Source organism: Rhodococcus sp. JCM 9793, assembly GCF_055380405.1.
Genome location: NZ_AP043719.1, coordinates 109,897 through 128,579 on the forward strand (window position 1 = coordinate 109,897; position 18,683 = coordinate 128,579).

The 18,683-nt window shown below is 61.1% G+C and carries 15 protein-coding genes and 1 pseudogene; 10 read left to right on the plus strand and 6 right to left on the minus strand.

What is annotated here, in order from left to right:
• Window positions 1–127 precede the first annotated feature (127 nt).
• A protein-coding gene (locus ACZ46K_RS01305) for an IS3 family transposase (protein WP_464743514.1) occupies window positions 128–1,548 on the plus strand; the annotation gives its coding sequence in 2 pieces (ribosomal slippage) (window positions 128–472 and window positions 475–1,548; 1,419 coding nt in all).
• Between the two features lie 12 nt (window positions 1,549–1,560).
• On the opposite strand, the gene ACZ46K_RS01310 is transcribed toward ACZ46K_RS01305, so the two are convergent.
• Both ACZ46K_RS01310 and ACZ46K_RS01315 read right to left on the minus strand, forming a co-directional pair.
• Window positions 1,561–2,720 (minus strand): IS3 family transposase gene (locus ACZ46K_RS01310; protein ID WP_464743416.1). Its coding sequence is split into 2 segments (ribosomal slippage): window positions 1,561–2,453 and window positions 2,453–2,720, totalling 1,161 coding nucleotides; the frame shifts between segments, so codons are not numbered across the junction.
• A gap of 504 nt (window positions 2,721–3,224) precedes the next feature.
• Window positions 3,225–3,992, minus strand: a complete 768-nt coding sequence (locus ACZ46K_RS01315) for a ThuA domain-containing protein (protein WP_464743418.1) — start codon at window positions 3,990–3,992, stop codon at window positions 3,225–3,227.
• Window positions 3,993–4,752: 760 nt separating this feature from the next.
• On the opposite strand from ACZ46K_RS01315, the gene ACZ46K_RS01320 reads away from it, so the two are divergent.
• From ACZ46K_RS01320 to ACZ46K_RS01330, 3 genes and pseudogenes are all read left to right on the plus strand, one after another.
• Window positions 4,753–5,751, plus strand: coding sequence for a TIGR03621 family F420-dependent LLM class oxidoreductase (locus tag ACZ46K_RS01320; RefSeq protein WP_464743420.1), 999 nt, complete (start codon window positions 4,753–4,755; stop codon window positions 5,749–5,751).
• 478 nt (window positions 5,752–6,229) lie between these two features.
• Window positions 6,230–6,769: pseudogene (locus tag ACZ46K_RS01325) on the plus strand (IS630 family transposase); the annotation flags it as partial.
• Between the two features lie 192 nt (window positions 6,770–6,961).
• Window positions 6,962–7,210 carry a hypothetical protein gene (locus ACZ46K_RS01330; RefSeq protein WP_464743422.1) on the plus strand — a complete coding sequence of 83 codons (249 nt, stop codon included), beginning with the start codon at window positions 6,962–6,964 and terminating at the stop codon, window positions 7,208–7,210.
• A gap of 118 nt (window positions 7,211–7,328) precedes the next feature.
• Here ACZ46K_RS01330 and ACZ46K_RS01335 read toward each other — a convergent pair whose 3' ends face one another.
• Window positions 7,329–8,144, minus strand: coding sequence for a mycofactocin-coupled SDR family oxidoreductase (locus tag ACZ46K_RS01335; protein WP_054807153.1), 816 nt, complete (start codon window positions 8,142–8,144; stop codon window positions 7,329–7,331).
• A gap of 325 nt (window positions 8,145–8,469) precedes the next feature.
• Between ACZ46K_RS01335 and ACZ46K_RS01340 the strand changes: the two genes are divergently transcribed.
• A complete protein-coding gene (locus ACZ46K_RS01340; protein WP_464743424.1) occupies window positions 8,470–8,823 on the plus strand; it encodes an SDR family NAD(P)-dependent oxidoreductase in 354 nt (117 codons plus the stop codon).
• 12 nt (window positions 8,824–8,835) lie between these two features.
• Here ACZ46K_RS01340 and ACZ46K_RS01345 read toward each other — a convergent pair.
• Window positions 8,836–10,256, minus strand: a protein-coding gene (locus tag ACZ46K_RS01345) for an IS3 family transposase (RefSeq protein ID WP_464743514.1) whose coding sequence is annotated in 2 segments (ribosomal slippage) — window positions 8,836–9,909 and window positions 9,912–10,256 — 1,419 coding nt in all. Because the reading frame shifts where the segments join, the coding sequence is not laid out codon by codon here.
• Window positions 10,257–10,281: 25 nt separating this feature from the next.
• On the opposite strand from ACZ46K_RS01345, the gene ACZ46K_RS01350 reads away from it, so the two are divergent.
• The 5 genes from ACZ46K_RS01350 to ACZ46K_RS01370 all read left to right on the plus strand — a co-directional run bounded on the left by ACZ46K_RS01350 (window position 10,282) and on the right by ACZ46K_RS01370 (window position 16,674).
• Window positions 10,282–10,815, plus strand: coding sequence for an SDR family NAD(P)-dependent oxidoreductase (locus ACZ46K_RS01350; protein ID WP_464743426.1), 534 nt, complete (start codon window positions 10,282–10,284; stop codon window positions 10,813–10,815).
• Window positions 10,816–10,891: 76 nt separating this feature from the next.
• Window positions 10,892–12,481 (plus strand): ABC transporter substrate-binding protein, encoded by a 1,590-nt coding sequence (locus ACZ46K_RS01355; protein ID WP_464743428.1) that lies wholly within the window; start codon window positions 10,892–10,894, stop codon window positions 12,479–12,481.
• 83 nt (window positions 12,482–12,564) lie between these two features.
• Window positions 12,565–13,518: a serine hydrolase gene (locus tag ACZ46K_RS01360; protein WP_054806395.1), complete on the plus strand. Its 954-nt coding sequence runs from the start codon at window positions 12,565–12,567 to the stop codon at window positions 13,516–13,518.
• A 778-nt stretch (window positions 13,519–14,296) separates the two neighbouring features.
• Window positions 14,297–15,649, plus strand: a complete 1,353-nt coding sequence (locus ACZ46K_RS01365; protein WP_054810152.1) for an FAD-dependent oxidoreductase — start codon at window positions 14,297–14,299, stop codon at window positions 15,647–15,649.
• Window positions 15,650–15,672: 23 nt separating this feature from the next.
• Entirely contained in the window at window positions 15,673–16,674 is a 1,002-nt protein-coding gene (locus ACZ46K_RS01370; RefSeq protein ID WP_464743430.1) for a TIGR03621 family F420-dependent LLM class oxidoreductase, read from the plus strand.
• Window positions 16,675–17,082: 408 nt separating this feature from the next.
• On the opposite strand, the gene ACZ46K_RS01375 is transcribed toward ACZ46K_RS01370, so the two are convergent.
• The gene (locus ACZ46K_RS01375; RefSeq protein WP_464743432.1) at window positions 17,083–17,217 is read right to left on the minus strand and encodes a hypothetical protein; all 135 of its coding nucleotides are present in this window, start codon (window positions 17,215–17,217) and stop codon (window positions 17,083–17,085) included.
• 243 nt (window positions 17,218–17,460) lie between these two features.
• On the minus strand, window positions 17,461–18,477 hold the full coding sequence (locus ACZ46K_RS01380; protein WP_464743434.1) for an SDR family NAD(P)-dependent oxidoreductase: 1,017 nt from the start codon (window positions 18,475–18,477) through the stop codon (window positions 17,461–17,463).
• Window positions 18,478–18,683 lie beyond the last annotated feature (206 nt).

The window sequence follows — 18,683 nt, forward strand, 5'->3', positions numbered from 1 at the left end:
GTCGATCCCCTGCGTGTCAGGCTGAGTTGAGTCCAACGGTTCACAGCAACCCCGCCTGCAGGGCGAGATACGGATCAACCCCACGATGACGATTTCCAGCATGGTGCCGGTCGAGGACAATAACCGGATGGACCCCTCGCATCCCCGCGCCGACGGCCCGCAACGACGCACCTTCAGCGCCGCCGACAAGCTCGCCCACCTCGCCGCGTACGAGCAGGCCTGCCAGATGGGCGGAGGCGGGGCCTACCTGCGCAGCGAAGGCCTGTACTCCTCGCTGATCAGCGAATGGCGCAAACAACGCGACGCCGGCGTCCTCGACGGCACGAAACCCGGCGCCAAAATCGGCAAACTCACCGCCGAACAAGCCGAGATCGCCCGACTCACCCGCGAACTCGAACAGGCCAACAAGAAGCTGGCCACCACCCAAACCGCACTGGGGATCATGGGAAAAGCACACGAGCTCTTGGAACAACTCTCCGAGAGCACGAACACGGACGAGCAGCGCAAGAAGCGCTGATGCACGCCCATCACGAACTCACCAACTCCGGTATAACCACAAGGGATGCAACCACACTGACAGGAATCGCCCGCTGCACCGCAGCGCGGGACAAAGCTCGTCCGACGGCAACGGATCCGGCCGTCACCACCGCCGGCCGCAGCCCGGAGAACAAACTCACCGACACCGAACGCCGGGCCGTGCTCGATGTGCTGTGCAGCGCCCGGTTCGTCGACCAGGCGCCACTCGAGGTCTACGCCCAGCTCCTCGACGAGGGGATTTATCTGTGTTCGGTGTCGACGATGTATCGGATCCTGCGGGAGAACGTTCAGGTCAAAGAGCGGCGCCGGCACGCTCGCCACCCCGCCCGGGCCTGCCCGGAACTGGTGGCCACCGCACCGCGTCAGGTCTACACCTGGGACATCACCAAGCTGCCCGGCCCGGTCAAGGGCACCTACTTCGACGCCTACGTCATGATCGACATCTTCTCCCGCTACATCGTCGGAGCGCACGTGCAGACACACGAGTCCGGACTACTCGCTACGGAGATGATGACCGAAATCTTTGCTGTGCACGGGATCCCGAACGTCGTACATGCAGATCGGGGAACGTCGATGACGAGTAAGACGGTCGCGACGCTGCTCGCCGATCTCGAGGTCACCCGGTCGCATTCACGGCCGCGGGTATCGAACGACAACCCCTATTCGGAAGCGCTGTTCAAGACGCTCAAGTACGGGCCGATGTGGCCGGAGCGCTTCGTCTCGATCCACCATGCTCGGGATCTCGTAGCCTCGTTTACCGCGTGGTACAACCACGAACATCGCCATACCGGTATCGGTCTGCACACGCCGGCGGACGTGCATTTCGGTCTGGCCGGGCAGAAGGCCACCGAACGTGCCGCCGTGCTTGCTCGAGCCCGCGCGCAGTATCCCGAACGTTTCGGGACGGCCGGTACCCCGAAGATCTTGGATCTGCCGGCCGATGCGTGGATCAACAAACCCGCAGCCGAACCTGACCCGGACCAACCCGGCGTCGATCAGGCCGCTGCGTAACTCCCGTTGGACTCAAACGCCTTGACACATTCCGATCTCACACGCCACCGGCTGGTGCCGGTGGGTGCATCCGGCAGCGTACTCGGCGGGGGTCTTGTAACCCAACGCTGAATGACGGTGTCGGTGATTGTGGTCATCCTTGAAGTCCTCGATCACCACCCGGGCCTCGAGCAGAGTGGGCCAGTAGTTGCGGTTCAGACACTCATCCCGCAGCCGGTTGTTGAACGACTCGATGAACCCGTTGTTCCACGGCGTGCCCGGCGGAATGTAGGACACCCCCACCGACCCAGCACAGAAGTCCCGCAGCGCTTCCGAGATGAACTCCGGCCCATTGTCCATGCGCAGCACCAGCGGCGGCCCACCCCACATCGCGAACGCCTTCTCCAAGCCCTCGATCAACCGCCCGGCGGTGATCGAACGGTCCACGATGTTCAACAACGACATCCGGGTATGTTCGTCGACCATCGACGCGATCTTCACCGTCTTGCCGTCGACGGTCGAATCGAACTGGAAGTCCAATGCCCACACCATATTCGGAGCATCCGCATCGACGACCGGAGCCGAGGACAGGCCGGCACGTTTTCGGCGTGGGGCACGCCGGACCTGCAGCCCTTCTTCCTTCCACAGGCGGTGCACCTTTTTCTTGTTCACCTCGATGCCCTGGTCGTAGCGCAGCCACGCCCACGCCCGACGGAACCCGTGCCGCGGATGCTTGCGGGAATATCTGCGTAGCTCTGCGCGCAGGTCGGCGTCCGGGTCATCGGGTGTCTGCGCCAACGGCAGTCGGCGGTAGGCGGATCGGGAGAGCCCAACGACCTTGCACGCGAACCGCTCCGACATCTGCAGGGTGCTGGTGAGCATGGTGATCGCGGCGCGTTTGGCGGTCGGGCTCAGTATTTTCCCTTGGCGATCTCCCTCAGCGCGTCCTTCTCCAACTCGGCATCGGCGAGCAGCCGCTTGAGCCGGCTGTTCTGCTCCCGCAGTTCCTTGAGCTCCTTCGCTGCATCGGCGTCCATGCCGCCGTACTGGCGACGCCAGTTGTACAGCGTCGCCGCCGACACCTCGAGCGCGGCGGCGATCTCCTCACCGTTCTTGCCTTCCGCGGCCAACTCGTCGGCCCGGCGCAGCTTGCGCACGATGTCCTCGGCCGAGTGACGTTTGCGTCCCGCCATGATTCCTATCGTCCCTTCTTCGCCCTCACCAGGGCAATCAGGACTCTAGAACAACCCGGACCTACTCACAGGGGACATGCCACTGGAGTTACTCACGGTCAGCAAGAACTCGTTTGTACAGTTCGCCAACCCCGAAATACTTGTGCTTCGATCGAGACTGCACCGAAGGCGCCGGACTGTCGGGATTCGTCAGGTCAGAACTTGGCAGGACCGGGCAGTGTGTGATCGAGGTTCGGGTGTGCGTCCGTGCGTATCAGGCGGACTTCGCGCGTACCTGAGCTGCGAGGCCGGCTCTCCTGGCTGATCAGGGGCGGCGCAGCCACACGTGATGGCGGCGTCCTCAACGGCGAGAATCCCGGTGAGAAGGCCGGCAAACTCACCGTGGAACAGGCTGAGACCCGCCCAACTCGATACGGGCTCGAAGCACGGGGTCCGTGGCGACTCGGTGGGAATATTGGACCGGTCCTCGGTGCCGGTCTTGCCTCAGAGTTTAAATACCTGGACCTACCCTGGTAATTCGTCTGCAGCCCATAGTATCCCGCGACGCGTCAACTCGAGGAACTCAGGCAGATTCCAAGATCCCGATTGCACGTCAGGACAGTAATCGATCTCTGGCTGCATGTCATAGTGGCCACGGCTGTGCCCAAGGGTCAGATACAGCACCTCGCCTGCGCCGTATGGGCGCAGATACATCACAGGACGCGCCTCACTATGAGGCCAAAAGCGGTGCTCGAACTTGCCCTCACCAGTGTCGCCTGTCCACTGAGTCGACATCAACACGGTATGCTGATCCGCATCGAACCGCTCCGACAAGTAGAGTTCGTCGGTAGTGTAGAAGGGCTGGATTCCGTGGACCAACGGATGCCCCGGTGTATCGATCTCGACACGATAGGGTTCGACAGGAGGATGGGAGAGGAAGCGACTCCCGAGCACGCTGGCCACCTTACCCAGAAGGGGGGGAGTGCTCATCCCATGCTCCCCCCGCTCGAGGATGGCGTTTGTCGCGTGCAATGCAAACCAACGTCCACCTGCGGCAACGAAATTCGCTAAGGCGTCCTGTTGCTCCAGAGTGGGGCGGACGTCACAGGTATAGGTGATGAGGAAGTCGCTTTCGGCCAAGGACGCGAGATCGCTGTAATCGTGCCCAACCTTCGTGCGAATCCTTGGGTGGACACGCAGACTCTGGAGAAGTCGCAACCGTACGAAATCGAAGTCGTGGTAGCGCCCGCCTGTAATGAGGTGCGCCTTGATCCTTCTCGTGTCGAGATTCATCCTGCAGTGCTTGCTGCTAGGTCCCGACAATCGCCACTGACTCGTGTGTGTGTCGGTTCGAGCGCAGTGAGATCAGCGATCACCGAAGTCATTCTGTGTCTACGGGCTGCTTCCGCCAGACTCAAGGCCACGTGTCTACTCCTGCCGATTCGCGATACGTGAGAAGTGTGACAATAGGCATCAAATTCGTCAAGGGCCGACGTGTCCGAATTCCCGCGTACTCCGGGATGTCGGGTTCGGCGGCACGGTGGAGATCGAGATGGCGGGTTGATCTGGAACTCCACGCCGCGAGCGGGATCGCTCCGCACCGCTAGGCTCAACTTATCCGGAGACGCGGGGCGTAACGTGTTCGTCATCAGATATGCAGGGTGATCTGATCGGCACCGGTCCCGAGGGTCATGCGAGCGTGGACTCGGCGGACACCGAAATTCCGTCCCACTGTTTGCCGAGTCATGACTTGTGCGAGTAGATGCCCTACGGCACACTTCTTCATGGAGGGATTCGACGGCTGATCCGGGTCTGGCCTGTCCGCCGCATCTGCACCCTGAGTCCGTGCCTCAACTCGGGCTATGGCGCAGTTCGATTGACTTCGTCTGCCCGTCGGCTTACGAGTGGCTGCACGAAGTCTCGACGTCATGCTTGGACGAAGTCCGTGGACGTCGAGAATGCCATGAGGTACTTGCCCTTCGGATTGGTCAGCGGGGGAGCCTCGATCTCTGGCATTGATAGCGAGCTCGCTCTCCCACTTGTATGACAGAACATGGAAATCGACATGATTCCGAGATTGGATGCGCATAGCATGGTTTCAACACGGGAAGATAGTGCCGACGCAGTACGCCGTACGTTCCGATTCGGCGCCAAGGGGACGATGGCCAGCTCGGGGCGTGAGTGGGCTGACCTAGCTCGATGTGCTGAGGACCTCGGTTACTCCACCTTTCAGGTTGCCGACCATCTCGGCGATCAGTTCGCGGCCGTTCCCGCCATCATGGCTGCCGCGTGCGCTACCGAGTCCATTGAGGTCGGCCCGCTTGTTGCGGCAGTCGATCTCCGCAACCCAGTGATGCTGGCGAAGGAAGCCGCGACGATTGATCTGCTCTCCGACGGCCGCTTCTTGATGGGTGTAGGAGCGGGATGGAGCGAGGAAGACTACGCAATCGGCGGAATCCCTCAGGCAAGCGCAGGCATCCGCTTGGATCGAATGGTGGAAGCGGTGCAGATCATGCGTGGCTTCTGGGGCGAAGCATCGTTCTCCTTCCAGGGTGAACATTATTCCGTTGCCGAGGTTGATTCGGTACCGAAACCTGCATCGAAGATCCCGATCTTGATCGGGGGGGGCGGGAAGAAGGTTTTGACCCTGGCTGCCCGACACGCCGATATCGTCAGCATCAATCCGAAGGTTGTCGGCAGAAAGTTCGACTCACGCTCTCTGGGCACGGCTGTAGAGGAACTAGTTGACGAGCGGGTGGGATGGATCAAGGATGCTGCGGGATCCCGTTTCGGGGAACTCGAGTTGCAGATGCATGTCTTCGGGGCGAAGATTACCGACAATGCAGAGTCAGTTGCTGCGGATATCGCCAGTCGTCTTGGGATTCCTCCGGAAGTTGTTCTCGCAGGGCCGTACTTCCAGGTGGGCAGCGTGGATCGAATTACAGAGAATATTCTCGCGATGCGAGAGCGATGGGGAATCAGCTACGTTGCGTTCCAGCAGAATGCAACGGCAGAAATGGCCCCGGTCATTGCAAAGCTTGCAGGCGTATAAGGCTCTTGCTTGGAGAGACCGTAACCGCGTCACGAGATCCCTGAAACGGTATCCCTTGATGTTCTCGTGGCCCTGTGCTCGAGGTGCCCCAGCACGGATGGTTGGGTCCTGGCGAGGGATCTGATTCGACTGGGACACAGCGTGATCCTGTCGGGCGCCTTCCGTCGGATGGTGAGGAGCGCGGTGGCGCTTTCGCCGAGGCACTGCAGGAAGTGCGCAGTATGTTGTGGTAGACGGCGTCGCCGCTGAGGGTATTGCCGGGCTCTCGTTGAGGGCATGGATGCCGATGCCTGCCCCCTGATGCTCTTCGCGAGGGTGACTAGTTCTTGGGCTGTGGGGGCGCGGACCGATCCGGTGCGTCCGAGCGGCGGCCAGGCGGGGAGGCTGCAAGTATCGCACCCCCGAGCCTTTGTTCCGTTCTGGCCGGCACGTCGACCCCTTGCGGTGTGTCGGCCTCGGTATCGGTCAGCCTGGTCCGATGGCAGAACGAGTACGAGTGCGAGAGATCGATGACGACGAAGACGCGCGGCGGGTACGGATCATCCGCCGCGGCACCGGATCAGTGATGACCTGAGGCGCGCTCAGATGATCATGCTCTTCGCCCAGGGCATACCGGTGTTCAAGATCGCCAAGTCCACCCCGTCGAGCACGATCTACCGTTCTCGACCTGGAGCCTGAGCAAGCTCGCCGAGTTCCTGGTCGTTGAGGGGTGGTCGACGACATCAGTCACGAAACTCTGCGCGTGCTCCTCTGGAGGAGGGTGTCTCGTTTCAAAAGTGAGAACCTGGAAGAGGTCTCGGGACCCCGAGTACGCGGCCAAGAAAGCTGGTGCCGGGCACCTGTCTGCTGTCGTCGATGGCGCGGCTGTGCCTGATCCCGATGAGCCACAGGCGATCTTCTGTCTCGACGAATTCGAGCCCTTGAACTTGCGGGCCGGCAGTGGGCGGAGCATGGTGGCAAGCATAAGGACCCGGATCGGGAGCCGAGGCGCCGTCGCCGGGCGACTTATACCCGGCCACAGTGGCGTGGCTATTTTTGAGTCATCGCACACAGGATATGAAGAGGCAACCAGGATGACTACGGGCAACCGATGGCGGATGCCATGGCGATTCTCGCGGCCCGGGGAATCCTGAGCGACTCGTGCGGAGGCGGGTGGTATCTCTGCCGGATCTCCGAGGAGCGGGAACATCGGTGACCGACGAGGACAGCGGTGGGTGGTGCGCTGTCGATGCGGGGAGTAAGGACCCTGGCGAACGACGTGTTTCCTGAGAATGCCAACCTCGTCGTGAGTGCGATGCCCACACTCGTATCTGGATCTATCGACGTGTCAGGCCACGGCACTTTTGACTTGAGACCCGTGCGAGGGACGCCATTCGCCGACCCCTCCAAAACAGCAGTCGCCGGTCTGCATCCGCTCGCCGAGCTGATCGTGGCGGAATCTCACATGTTCGAACTGTGAACCGATTCCGCCTTCATGTGCATGAACGGGATGGACGGGCACGTTGCAGGGTTGCGTAATGACGGATACATCTCTTGTTGCACCGAGTCCGGTTTCGATCTGCCTACAGAGACGACGGCTACATCTTCGTCGCTCCCATATCCACCGTCAACTGCGTAGCCGTTACAGCGCGTGAGAGGTCCGATGCGAGCCAGACGACGGCATTGGAGATATCGAGCGGGTCAGCGGACCTCAGCTCCGGCAGCATGCTGGCGAAAGATGCCCGATATTCTGGATGTTTGTCCAGTATCGCGCCCATCGTGGTGTCTTGTCCCATTGCTCCGACGACAGACCACGGGTGGATCGAGTTGACCCGAATTCCATATTCGCCCAATTCAATCGCTGCTGTTTTCGTTAGCCCAGTGACGCCGTGCTTTGCTGCCGCGTAGTGTGCCTGCGCGGGAAGAGACTTGATTCCGGACGACGAACTGATAGCGATCAACGAACCGCCGTTGCCAGCATCGATCATGATCGGCACGGCAGCCTTCAATGTACGCCACACTCCGGTTAGGTTGATGTCGATCATGACCTGCCACTGATCGTCCGACATTTCCCAAAACCGGTTCCAATTGCTGATTCCGGCGTTGGCGACCACAACATCGAGTCGTCCACCGAGTTCGGCCACGCCCTCGGCCAGAACCGATTCGATAGCTGCACTGTCTCGAACGTCGGCTTGTCTATGAACGATGCGTTGGTTTGTGGCCTCGACCAATCGTACTGTCTCGGTCATGTCTTCTGGTGTTGCAGCGGGGTAGCCGTTGTCGGGAGTGACCGGGCCGTTGATATCGATGGCGATAATCGACGCGCCTTCCTTGGCCAGCGTGACGGCGTGACTGCGGCCCTGACCACGTGCTGCACCAGTGACGAATGCGACTCTTCCGTCGAGCAATCCCATGGTTTCTGCCTCCTATGTGTGCCACGCGAAGTTTGCTTGGCTGCGGCACACGCTAGCACCCCAATGAAAGCCGTCAAATGGAGTGTGGCACACCGATATATCAGGAATCGGTGTGGTCGCCGATATGTGCGCCGCTGGTCACGGACGGTGCGGAAGTCGGGTTTTTGCTTGACAGAGCCAAAGTGATCGTGAACACTCCCAGGGAAACATGTGAGGCAGCACACGTCTATCAAGTTTGATGCAACCGATCGAGACATCGGCGTGGAATCGGGGCGTCCGGCGGCGGTCGGCGTCCTGGAAACCCGCCTAGTAGAGGGACTTACATATGCTCAAGCCATTGAACGATCGCCGCATCATCGTGACCGGCGGAGCAAGCGGGATGGGTGAAGCACTGGTCCGTGCCTTGCCGGAGCTCGGCGCGCGGGTGGTATCGATCGATCTAGCGGCCGATGCCGGTGCCGCCATCGCGCAGGAGTCGGGAGCATCATTCGTAGAGTGTGACGTCTCGAGTGAAGAATCGGTGCAAGTTGCGTTCAAAAGCGCGGTCGCAGATCTCGGTGGACTTGATGTCTTGATTCACGCTGCTGGAGTGATTCCAGATACCCGTGGGCCAGCGGAAAATGGCACATTGGACACGTGGAATCGAGTGCTGGCTGTCGGAATGTGTCAAGGCGTTTGAGTCCAACGGGAGTTACGCAGCGGCCTGATCGACGCCGGGTTGGTCCGGGTCAGGTTCGGCTGCGGGTTTGTTGATCCACGCATCGGCCGGCAGATCCAAGATCTTCGGGGTACCGGCCGTCCCGAAACGTTCGGGATACTGCGCGCGGGCTCGAGCAAGCACGGCGGCACGTTCGGTGGCCTTCTGCCCGGCCAGACCGAAATGCACGTCCGCCGGCGTGTGCAGACCGATACCGGTATGGCGATGTTCGTGGTTGTACCACGCGGTAAACGAGGCTACGAGATCCCGAGCATGGTGGATCGAGACGAAGCGCTCCGGCCACATCGGCCCGTACTTGAGCGTCTTGAACAGCGCTTCCGAATAGGGGTTGTCGTTCGATACCCGCGGCCGTGAATGCGACCGGGTGACCTCGAGATCGGCGAGCAGCGTCGCGACCGTCTTACTCGTCATCGACGTTCCCCGATCTGCATGTACGACGTTCGGGATCCCGTGCACAGCAAAGATTTCGGTCATCATCTCCGTAGCGAGTAGTCCGGACTCGTGTGTCTGCACGTGCGCTCCGACGATGTAGCGGGAGAAGATGTCGATCATGACGTAGGCGTCGAAGTAGGTGCCCTTGACCGGGCCGGGCAGCTTGGTGATGTCCCAGGTGTAGACCTGACGCGGTGCGGTGGCCACCAGTTCCGGGCAGGCCCGGGCGGGGTGGCGAGCGTGCCGGCGCCGCTCTTTGACCTGAACGTTCTCCCGCAGGATCCGATACATCGTCGACACCGAACACAGATAAATCCCCTCGTCGAGGAGCTGGGCGTAGACCTCGAGTGGCGCCTGGTCGACGAACCGGGCGCTGCACAGCACATCGAGCACGGCCCGGCGTTCGGTGTCGGTGAGTTTGTTCTCCGGGCTGCGGCCGGCGGTGGTGACGGCCGGATCCGTTGCCGTCGGACGAGCTTTGTCCCGCGCTGCGGTGCAGCGGGCGATTCCTGTCAGTGTGGTTGCATCCCTTGTGGTTATACCGGAGTTGGTGAGTTCGTGATGGGCGTGCATCAGCGCTTCTTGCGCTGCTCGTCCGTGTTCGTGCTCTCGGAGAGTTGTTCCAAGAGCTCGTGTGCTTTTCCCATGATCCCCAGTGCGGTTTGGGTGGTGGCCAGCTTCTTGTTGGCCTGTTCGAGTTCGCGGGTGAGTCGGGCGATCTCGGCTTGTTCGGCGGTGAGTTTGCCGATTTTGGCGCCGGGTTTCGTGCCGTCGAGGACGCCGGCGTCGCGTTGTTTGCGCCATTCGCTGATCAGCGAGGAGTACAGGCCTTCGCTGCGCAGGTAGGCCCCGCCTCCGCCCATCTGGCAGGCCTGCTCGTACGCGGCGAGGTGGGCGAGCTTGTCGGCGGCGCTGAAGGTGCGTCGTTGCGGGCCGTCGGCGCGGGGATGCGAGGGGTCCATCCGGTTATTGTCCTCGACCGGCACCATGCTGGAAATCGTCATCGTGGGGTTGATCCGTATCTCGCCCTGCAGGCGGGGTTGCTGTGAACCGTTGGACTCAACTCAGCCTGACACGCAGGGTGTCAATGCGACGGGCACCTTCCTTACCAACCGGGCAGCGTTCGAACTGCTGAAGGACACAGGTGGACAGATTCTGAACTTCGCTTCGAACGCGGGGGTGGAGGGGCTTCCCCAGCGAGCGGACTACTCCGCCAGCAAGGGCGCGGTTGTGGCCTGGACCCGCACTGTGGCCCGCGAGTGGGCGCAGTACGGAATCACGGTCAATGCGATTGCCCCCGCGATTTGGACCCCGATGTACGACCGCACACGTGCAGGAATGAGTCCTGAACAGCTTGCTGCGCATGATGCCCAGGTAGCGAAGGCAATTCCGTTGGGAGGACAGAACGGTGATCCGCAACGCGACTTCGTTCCTGTGCTTGCATTTCTCGCCAGTGATGGATCCAGGTTCATGACCGGTCAAGTCTTCCCCATTGACGGGGGAATGATGATGATGCGCTGAGGTAGTTGACGTTCTCCGTTTGATCTTTGGTGGTCTGGATGTAGGCGACCTCTGCATATCCTGAAAGGGTTTCACTGTGTCACGAACACTGTTTCGAGCCGGACTCATCGCCATGGCGATGTCGGCGACTATGGCGCTCACCGCATGCGGAGGTGCTGCCAGCGCACCAACGGAGGGTGCGGCAACCGAAGGTCCTTCGATCGCCGACGCTGACCGAACTGCTCATCTGCGTGTCGCATACCAACTCCCGGTTCCGGGATTGAATCCGCACAAGTTGGTGTCGCCTTCAGCTGCCTTCACCTACGTGTCTCCTTTGTACGACCGCCTCACACAGATCGTGATCAAAGGCGATTCGTATGAACTGGCGCCGATGGTGGCGACGGAATGGGAATTTGCACCCGATGGGTTGTCTGCAACATTCACGCTGCGTGACGGGGTGACGTTCTCCGACGGTGCGGTCCTCGATGCGGCGGCGGTCAAGGAGATTCTAGATCATGCCACGAATGCGCCAGGGTCAACCGCGGCCCTGGCATTTTCCATGATCGACTCGGTCGAGGTAATTGACCCTACACATGTCAAGATCAACACCAACCGACCCGCCGCCGACCTCCCTTACGCGCTGTCAGCATCGGAAGGTGCGCTGATCAGCCCGAATGCGCTCGACAATCCGGACCTCGATGTCAACCCGGTCGGTTCCGGCCCGTACGTCGCTACCGACGTCCAACTCGGCAGTTCAATTACCTATGAACGACGTGAAGGATACTGGGATGAGACAGCTCAGATGGCCCAGACCATCACGATCACGAGTATCCCCGACGACAATGCTCGGCTCAATGCGCTACGGTCCGGCCAGGTGGACATGCTCACTGCCAGCCTGAATCAGTGGAACGAAGTTCAGAAATTGGGCACGGGCTTCGGTAGCTTCGAGTATGCCCCAGTGGCCCCCTACTCACTCTATCTGAACGTCGACAAACCGAACCTGAAAGATCCGAGGGTGCGGCAGGCGCTCAACTATGCGATCGATCGTAATGGAATCGGCACGTCTCTGACCGGTGGTCTGTGCCAACCGAGTGATCAGCCAATGCCACCGGGAAAGGCGGGATATCTCGAGAGTCCACCGGCGGCATACGACTACAATCCCGATGAAGCGAGGCGACTGCTCGCCGAAGCAGGTGCCTCGGATATGAGTTTGGAACTCACCGTCGGAGCGGTCATTTCACCGCAGCGTCAGATGGCCGCGGCGATTCAGTCACAACTCGAAGAGGTTGGAGTGACAGTGAACCTCGTGGCGGGCGATTACACCGACCTCGCTGGCCGCTACGCCTCCGGGGCCTCCGATTCCTGGCTTACGACGCGTCTGCCGAGCGCCGATCCGGCGCAGACGTTGTCGAACAATTACACCAGCCGTAGTCAGTTTCCGGGAACGGTGCCACCGGAGTTCTCGCCTGCGTTGGCACCGGCGTTCGACCCGAATGCTTCTGCTGACGAGCGCACTACGGCATTGCAAGCGGCATCGTCGCTCGTGAACGAGGACGCGTTGGACCTGTTCATCTGTGTTGCACCGCCCATTTATGCAGTCACGGACAAGGTGATTGGCATCGACAATATGGGAATCTCCGGTTATATCGGCGTCATGGACCTCCGCTACGTCGGCCTTTCGCAGTGATCAGGGCGTCGTCGGATCGTGCAGTGAATGGTGCCCGGATAGCCCTAGCGCTCCGTCGCGCGCTGGAACTAGGGGAGCGCGGCGTGCAGGTAGCCGCCTACCTCGGCGATCAGATGGTGATCGACGAGTTCGCCGGTGTCACCGACAACGCGACAGGCAGTATGGTCGCTGGCGACACTCTGTTCCCCGCTTTCTCGGTAACCAAAGTGGCCACGGCGATCGCCATACATCTCCAGGTGAAACGGGGATTGATCAGTTACGACGATCCCATCGCGAAGCACTGGCCTGAGTTCGCAAATCGTGACAAAGGACGAATTACGGTTGCGCACGTTCTCGCTCATCAGTCCGGCATTCCGCAGATGCCGGCGGGGGTCACACCTGAGCTCATGTGTGAATGGGACTGGATCATTGGGCAGATCGAAGACTTCGCACCTTTCTTCGAAGCAGGTACCAAGAATGCGTATCAGTCCCTGATTCATGGCTGGATTCTTGGCGAAGTCGTGCGCAGGACAGACCCGCGAGGGCGAGACTTCGGTGATTTCGTGCGGCAGGAAATCTGTGTCCCGTTGAAGATGGACGATTTCTGGATCGGTCTCCCGGCGCGAGAGATTCCGCGTGTCGCAGTGCTGACCTCCGAACTGTCGAACTTACCTGCGGTAAACCAGACGGAGGAGAGCCGAGCAGCCAAACCTGCTGCGGTAGTCCTCGATGCCCCGGTGCACAATCGTCACGATGTCTGGCAAGCGTGTTTGCCGGCTACCGGCGCGATCATGAGTGCGCGGTCCGGCGTGCGATTGTTCGCGATGCTCGCCAATGGAGGTGTCCTCGACGCAGTACGGCTCCTTCCGGAGAAGATGGTTCGTTCCTTCACCACCCCCCCGTCCGCACGCGGAAGGTATGGACCTGGTGATGTTCGGAGGAAATCGGGATGCTCCACCCGTCGGGATCGGAGGTATGTGGCTCGATGGGACGATTCTGGGAGGTGGACCTGGCGTCCTCTGCCACACCGGTGTCGGGGGAACTTTTGGGTTCGCTGATCTGGAATCGGGTCTGTCAGTGGTGCTCTGCCATAACCGACTCTTCGACGGTAGTCCGGCAGAAACTCATCCATTTCACGAACTTGCCACGGAGATTCGGGGTCTTGTAGCGTCTCGCGGAGCGTCGTAATGCATCCACGGACCTCAGTCATGAAGATGAGCGTTTCGGTGCATCTGGGTGAGGACACTGTCTTGGTGTGGGCGAGACGAGACAGGGAGGTATCGACAAGATCGGGTTGGCGAGTCTGCGACCCGTCTTGAGCGATCGTTCTGGCTCACGAGTACGCATCTGCTTTGGGAGTTCGATTGTGCGCGGAAGGGAAACTCGGTCTTCGGGCACGAATTTTCTCCAGACGCTGAAAGATACGGGCGCTTCCACTAATGGCGCATGAATTGGGCACATGTGGCATGAGAGTCAAACTTCCTTGGGTCTGTGGTTGCACTCAAGGAGAATGCAGCGGTGAAACGGGGCATGTTGAATGCGTTTCCGATTGGCTACGCGACGAAGCTTGCTTCTGAAACTCCGGGGCACGAGAAGGCCGCATACGAGACGTTCTTCCTCGCTTTCGCGAATCCATTTGTCAATGGCGCGGCGTGTCCCAGTCAACAGTGGATGCATCAGGATTACGTCTGGCACTGCGTGGACCCAGTGCAGGCCAACGGTTGGTGGTCTCTGCGGCCGGTTTTCGCGCGAGTGGAGTCCGTATCGCTTGAACGGTGAATCCTGCTTGACCACAGCCGAAGGAACATGTATTTCGACACGATAGAGAGGCGACGAATGGCATCCGATGATATGGACGTGGTGGTACTCGGAGGGGGCATGGCAGGCCTCACCGCCGCCGCAACGGCGGCCGCGGGGGGTCGAAAGGTTCTGGTCGTGGAAAAATCGGCCGCGATCGGCGGTTCGGCACTGATCTCGGGCGGCATCATCTGGTCACCCGAAAGTGTCGAGGCGTATCGGCGTCTCGATGATCGAAGTGATGAGACGCTGATCCGGCTCGCCGTCGAGGGCATCGCCGACGGTTTACGTTGGGTCGCCGGTCTCGGTGCCGAGGTGTCGGAGGATTTCCGTTTGGATCACGTTCTGCACTTCCCGTCCGTAGCCCGACGGTTCGACAACCACACCTATCTCCACCAGTGCGCTCGTCTCGTGGAGAGAGCCGGCGGGCACGTCGTCACTGAGACGAACACTACGACGCTGCTCACACGGGACAGCAGGGTTGTCGGTGTGCGGATCTCCGACCGGGACGGGAGTACCGACGTCCTGGCCCCGTGGATCGTCCTCGCAACTGGTGGCTTTCAGGGGGATCCGGAACTGAGGGCCGAGTTCCTCGGCCCGGGCACGCGCGAACTCGTATTGCGGGCCAACCGGGCCAGTGTTGGAGACGGCTTGCGCCTGGCCCGTAGTGCGGGTGCGGACGTCGCGCACGAGACCTCCGCGTTCTACGGAAACCTGTTGCCAACTGGGCTGCCTAGACCGTTCGTGGACGGCGACTTCCTCCGGCTCTCGCAGTACCACAGTATTCACTCGCTGCTGCTCGACACGAACGGCGACAGGATCGGCGACGAGTCGGTGGCCTACTACCTAAATGCCGTTCTGGTCAGCCGTCAGGCGGGAGCCAGGGCGTTGCTTGTCGGCGACGAGCGCGTACGCGCCGCCGGAATGCAGGTCAACGATGGACTGGATCGGGTCGAGGAAGCTGCACGAGACGGCGGTCGGGTGGTCACGGCCGGTTCCCTCCGCGAACTCGGGCATGCGGTCGCGGAATGGGGTTACCAGCGAGTGCCGCACGCGATCGAGGACTTCAATGAACTGGTAGCCGGGCGACGGAAGCCTCGCGATGGAGAGCATGACCGCATGTATAACGCGAGTCCACTGGTCGACCCTCCGTATTTCGCGGTAGAGGTGCAACCCGGGATTACGTTTCCTTTCGCCGGTCTCCGGGTGGATGCACGGACACGGGTGCTGGACGACTCGGGTTCGCCGATCGAGGGTCTTCTTGCCGCGGGGGTCGACGTTCACGCGTTCGACAGCGTCTACGGCGGTGGGCTCGGACTGTCCCTCACCACAGGCAGGCGGGCCGGGCGAACAACCCTCGAGTCAGCAACGTCGACGGTTCACGCCCACTGATGTGCTCCCATGCAGCGCAGCCCGTGGCTGAGGCCGCAGGCTTCGTGGCCCAGAGGACGCGACCCTTCCGCTTCGGTGTCTTCGGGCTCGGCCCCGGGAGCGGTGCCGAGTGGGCGGAACAGCTGCATGCAGCAGAGGACCTGGGATACTGTTCCTTCTTCGTTCCTGATCACTACATCGGTCCTGGCCCGGCTCTTGATCCGACCCGGCACTCCGTCCAGAACTTCGCGGCGATACCGGCTTTGGCGTTTGCGGCGGCAGTCACCACATCCATCAGGATCGGCCCCCGAGTGATGTGTGTCGACTACCGCAACCCGTCGGTGCTGGCGAAGGAGCTGGCCACGATCGACGTCCTCTCCAGCGGCAGGCTGGATGTCGGACTCGGAGCAGGTTGGCTGGATCGCGAGTACGCGGCGATGGGGATTCCTTTCGACCCCGCGTCGGTGCGAATTGATCGTCTCGAGCAGGTCGTGGGACTTGTCACTTCGGCCATGTCCGGTGAGGTGCTCGATATCGCTGACAAGTATGTCCAGGCGGGGGGCTTCCGAGCCGTACCAGCCACGGTGCAACGACCGCACCCTCCGATTTTGATTGGTGGAGGAGGCCCCCGAGTGCTTCGTATGGCCGGTCGCGTCGCCGACATCGTCAGCCTCAACTTCGACAATCGCTCCGGAAAACTGGGCGGCGACGGGGTGCACAGATCCACCGCCGAGGCCACAAGCCGGAAAGTCGAGTGGGTGCGCGAAGGTGCCGGTGACCGGTGGGGTGACGTTGAACTCGAGGTCGGGGCGTACTTCACCGATGTCACCTCGTCGTCCTCGAGCGTGGTCGGTGAGCTGGCAGCACGATTTGATCTTCCGGCGTCAGACGTGCGGTCCCACCCCCATGTGCTGGTCGGAAGCGTTGAGGCACTATGCGAGGAGTTGGTCAGGCGACGGGACCGTCTCGGCATTTCCTTCGTCACAATCCCCGTTGCCTCCCTCCACGCTTTTGCGCCCATCGTCGCAAGACTGGCGGGCCGCTAGACATCCTCTGTATCGGTGCCATCTATGTCGGCTCCGGATCCGATACGGACCTCCCGCCGACGCAATACCTGTGAATCCTCGCTCATCGGGGGTCGGCCACAGTGTTGTGACAGTCAGGATGAGGCGAGCCTTGACGGTGGACCGTCATGGTGGGCCGGTGGGCGCTCTGGGCGCGAGCTCTCTGGGCTGCGATACCACCCGATCTTTGTGTTCCAGACTTGTGGAGAGGACCCAGTGGCCCTGAATCGACACACTTTTCAATGTGTGGAACTCCCAACTCCGACTATTGGGGACCTGCCAGGACGCTCGGGTGATGCGTGAACACGACATCGCCGGCTACCGCAGTCGCCGCGGGATCCACACCATGGTCCCCGAACTCTCGTGGTCCCGAGCTCCCGCACCAGAAGGTCACGGACCTGCTGCAGCGAGAGTCCACTCACCGATCGTGAGTCCGAGCAGGATCTTGGCGGATCGTGGATGGACAACGGCGTGCGCCACGGCGCGAGCGGGGCTCGACTGGGCGGCGGTCAGGCCTGTCTTCACTCTGCGGTGTCCATCAGGGTGATCGCCTGGTGTGTGAGACGACCCTGCTTCGACGGTGTCGACGGGTAGGAGCCAATAGGATTCGCCGCCAGAGAGCGCTCCTCGAACTCGCACGTGCATGATCTTCAGCAAGTCATGCACGTGCGGTTCAGAGCACGCTCCCTTGTGAGATCGGTACTGTTCCGCTGTTGATCCGGCGTGAGAATGTGACGCAGCGAGAACGTCGGTGCGAGCGCTCCACAGTTAGGCGTGGCCGGTGAGGCTGTCCCGAATCTCATCGGGTAGGACACGCGACGTGCTGGCATCTTCACCGCGGTCGGAGGGAAAAACGATTGCGGGCCGAGCGAATGTACCGCCGTCGACGGACTGGATGGTCTGGCCGGACATGTACGCAGCATCGTCCGAGACCAAGAAGAGGGCAAGGTGGGAGTTATCACGCAATGTCGGCGGTCGACCGACATCGAGAGGCATTGCTCTGTGTTCTGGATTCCACGGCTGCATTTCGTCGTAGGATTTCCCAAGGACCTCTGCCTCGGGGGGGAGGGCGAAGTTGACCGACATGCCGTGTACTGGGCAGAGCGCGTTGGCTCGGATCCCGTGACGGCCTAATTCGACGGCTGCACCCCGCACGATGCCGTTGCCGCCGGCTTTGGTTGCCGAGTACATGGGGAAGCCAGGGTAAGCGACGAACGCTGCAGAGGAGGTGGTGGCGAGGAGATTGCCGCCGTGGCCCTGCGCGATCATTTGTCGTGCGGCGATCCTGAACGACAGATAGATGCCGGTGAGATTGACCGCGACTATATCGTTCCAGTCATCGAGCGTGGAGTCGACGAACAGGTTCTTGCCGAAGTCAGGTTCGGGGACACCGGCATTGGCCCACATTACATCGATTCGTCCGAATTCTTCGACCGCTGTGTCGACCAGGCGCTGAACGTCCGACTCGATACGGACGTCTACGTCGATGCCGATGGCGGCGCCGCCGTCGGCGGTGATGTCGGCGGCTACCTTCTGTGCTCGTCCTGTCACGACGTCACTGACGACAATCCTTGCGCCCTCCGAGGAGAAGAGCTTCGCCGCGTCGCGGCCGAGTCCTGACCCGGAGCCTGTGATTGCAATGACCTTGTCCTCTAAACGCATGTTCTCTCCTATTTCAGTGACACTCTGTGAGTCTCGAACGAGCCTCAGCAGGAACACCACACTCAATCGATCCGGCTGAAAGCCGGTATCCGCACTTGGGACTTGACGGCTATCGGACGCCACTCTTGTCTTCGCTGTGTTGTCCTGACGAGACCGCCCCCTGACCAAACCGGCAACTCTGATAGAAGCGTGACGTAACACATGTAAACTGTCAATGGCCAGTAGCCCAGAAGGGCAAGTCAGATCTTGCTCGACGACAGTCATCGCGGCCCGACGAGACGGACCTGCTCGGACCCATACGTCAGACGGACTCCGAATCCGCCTCGCGA

Bases quoted from the DNA above. Each gene is read 5' to 3' on its own strand.
- ACZ46K_RS01365 (WP_054810152.1), top strand. From the start codon at position 14,297: ATGGCATCCGATGATATGGACGTGGTGGTACTCGGAGGGGGCATGGCA.
- ACZ46K_RS01320 (WP_464743420.1), top strand. From the start codon at position 4,753: ATGGAAATCGACATGATTCCGAGATTGGATGCGCATAGCATGGTTTCA.
- ACZ46K_RS01315 (WP_464743418.1), bottom strand. From the start codon at position 3,992: ATGAATCTCGACACGAGAAGGATCAAGGCGCACCTCATTACAGGCGGG.
- ACZ46K_RS01340 (WP_464743424.1), top strand. From the start codon at position 8,470: ATGCTCAAGCCATTGAACGATCGCCGCATCATCGTGACCGGCGGAGCA.
- ACZ46K_RS01350 (WP_464743426.1), top strand. From the start codon at position 10,282: ATGCTGGAAATCGTCATCGTGGGGTTGATCCGTATCTCGCCCTGCAGG.
- ACZ46K_RS01335 (WP_054807153.1), bottom strand. From the start codon at position 8,144: ATGGGATTGCTCGACGGAAGAGTCGCATTCGTCACTGGTGCAGCACGT.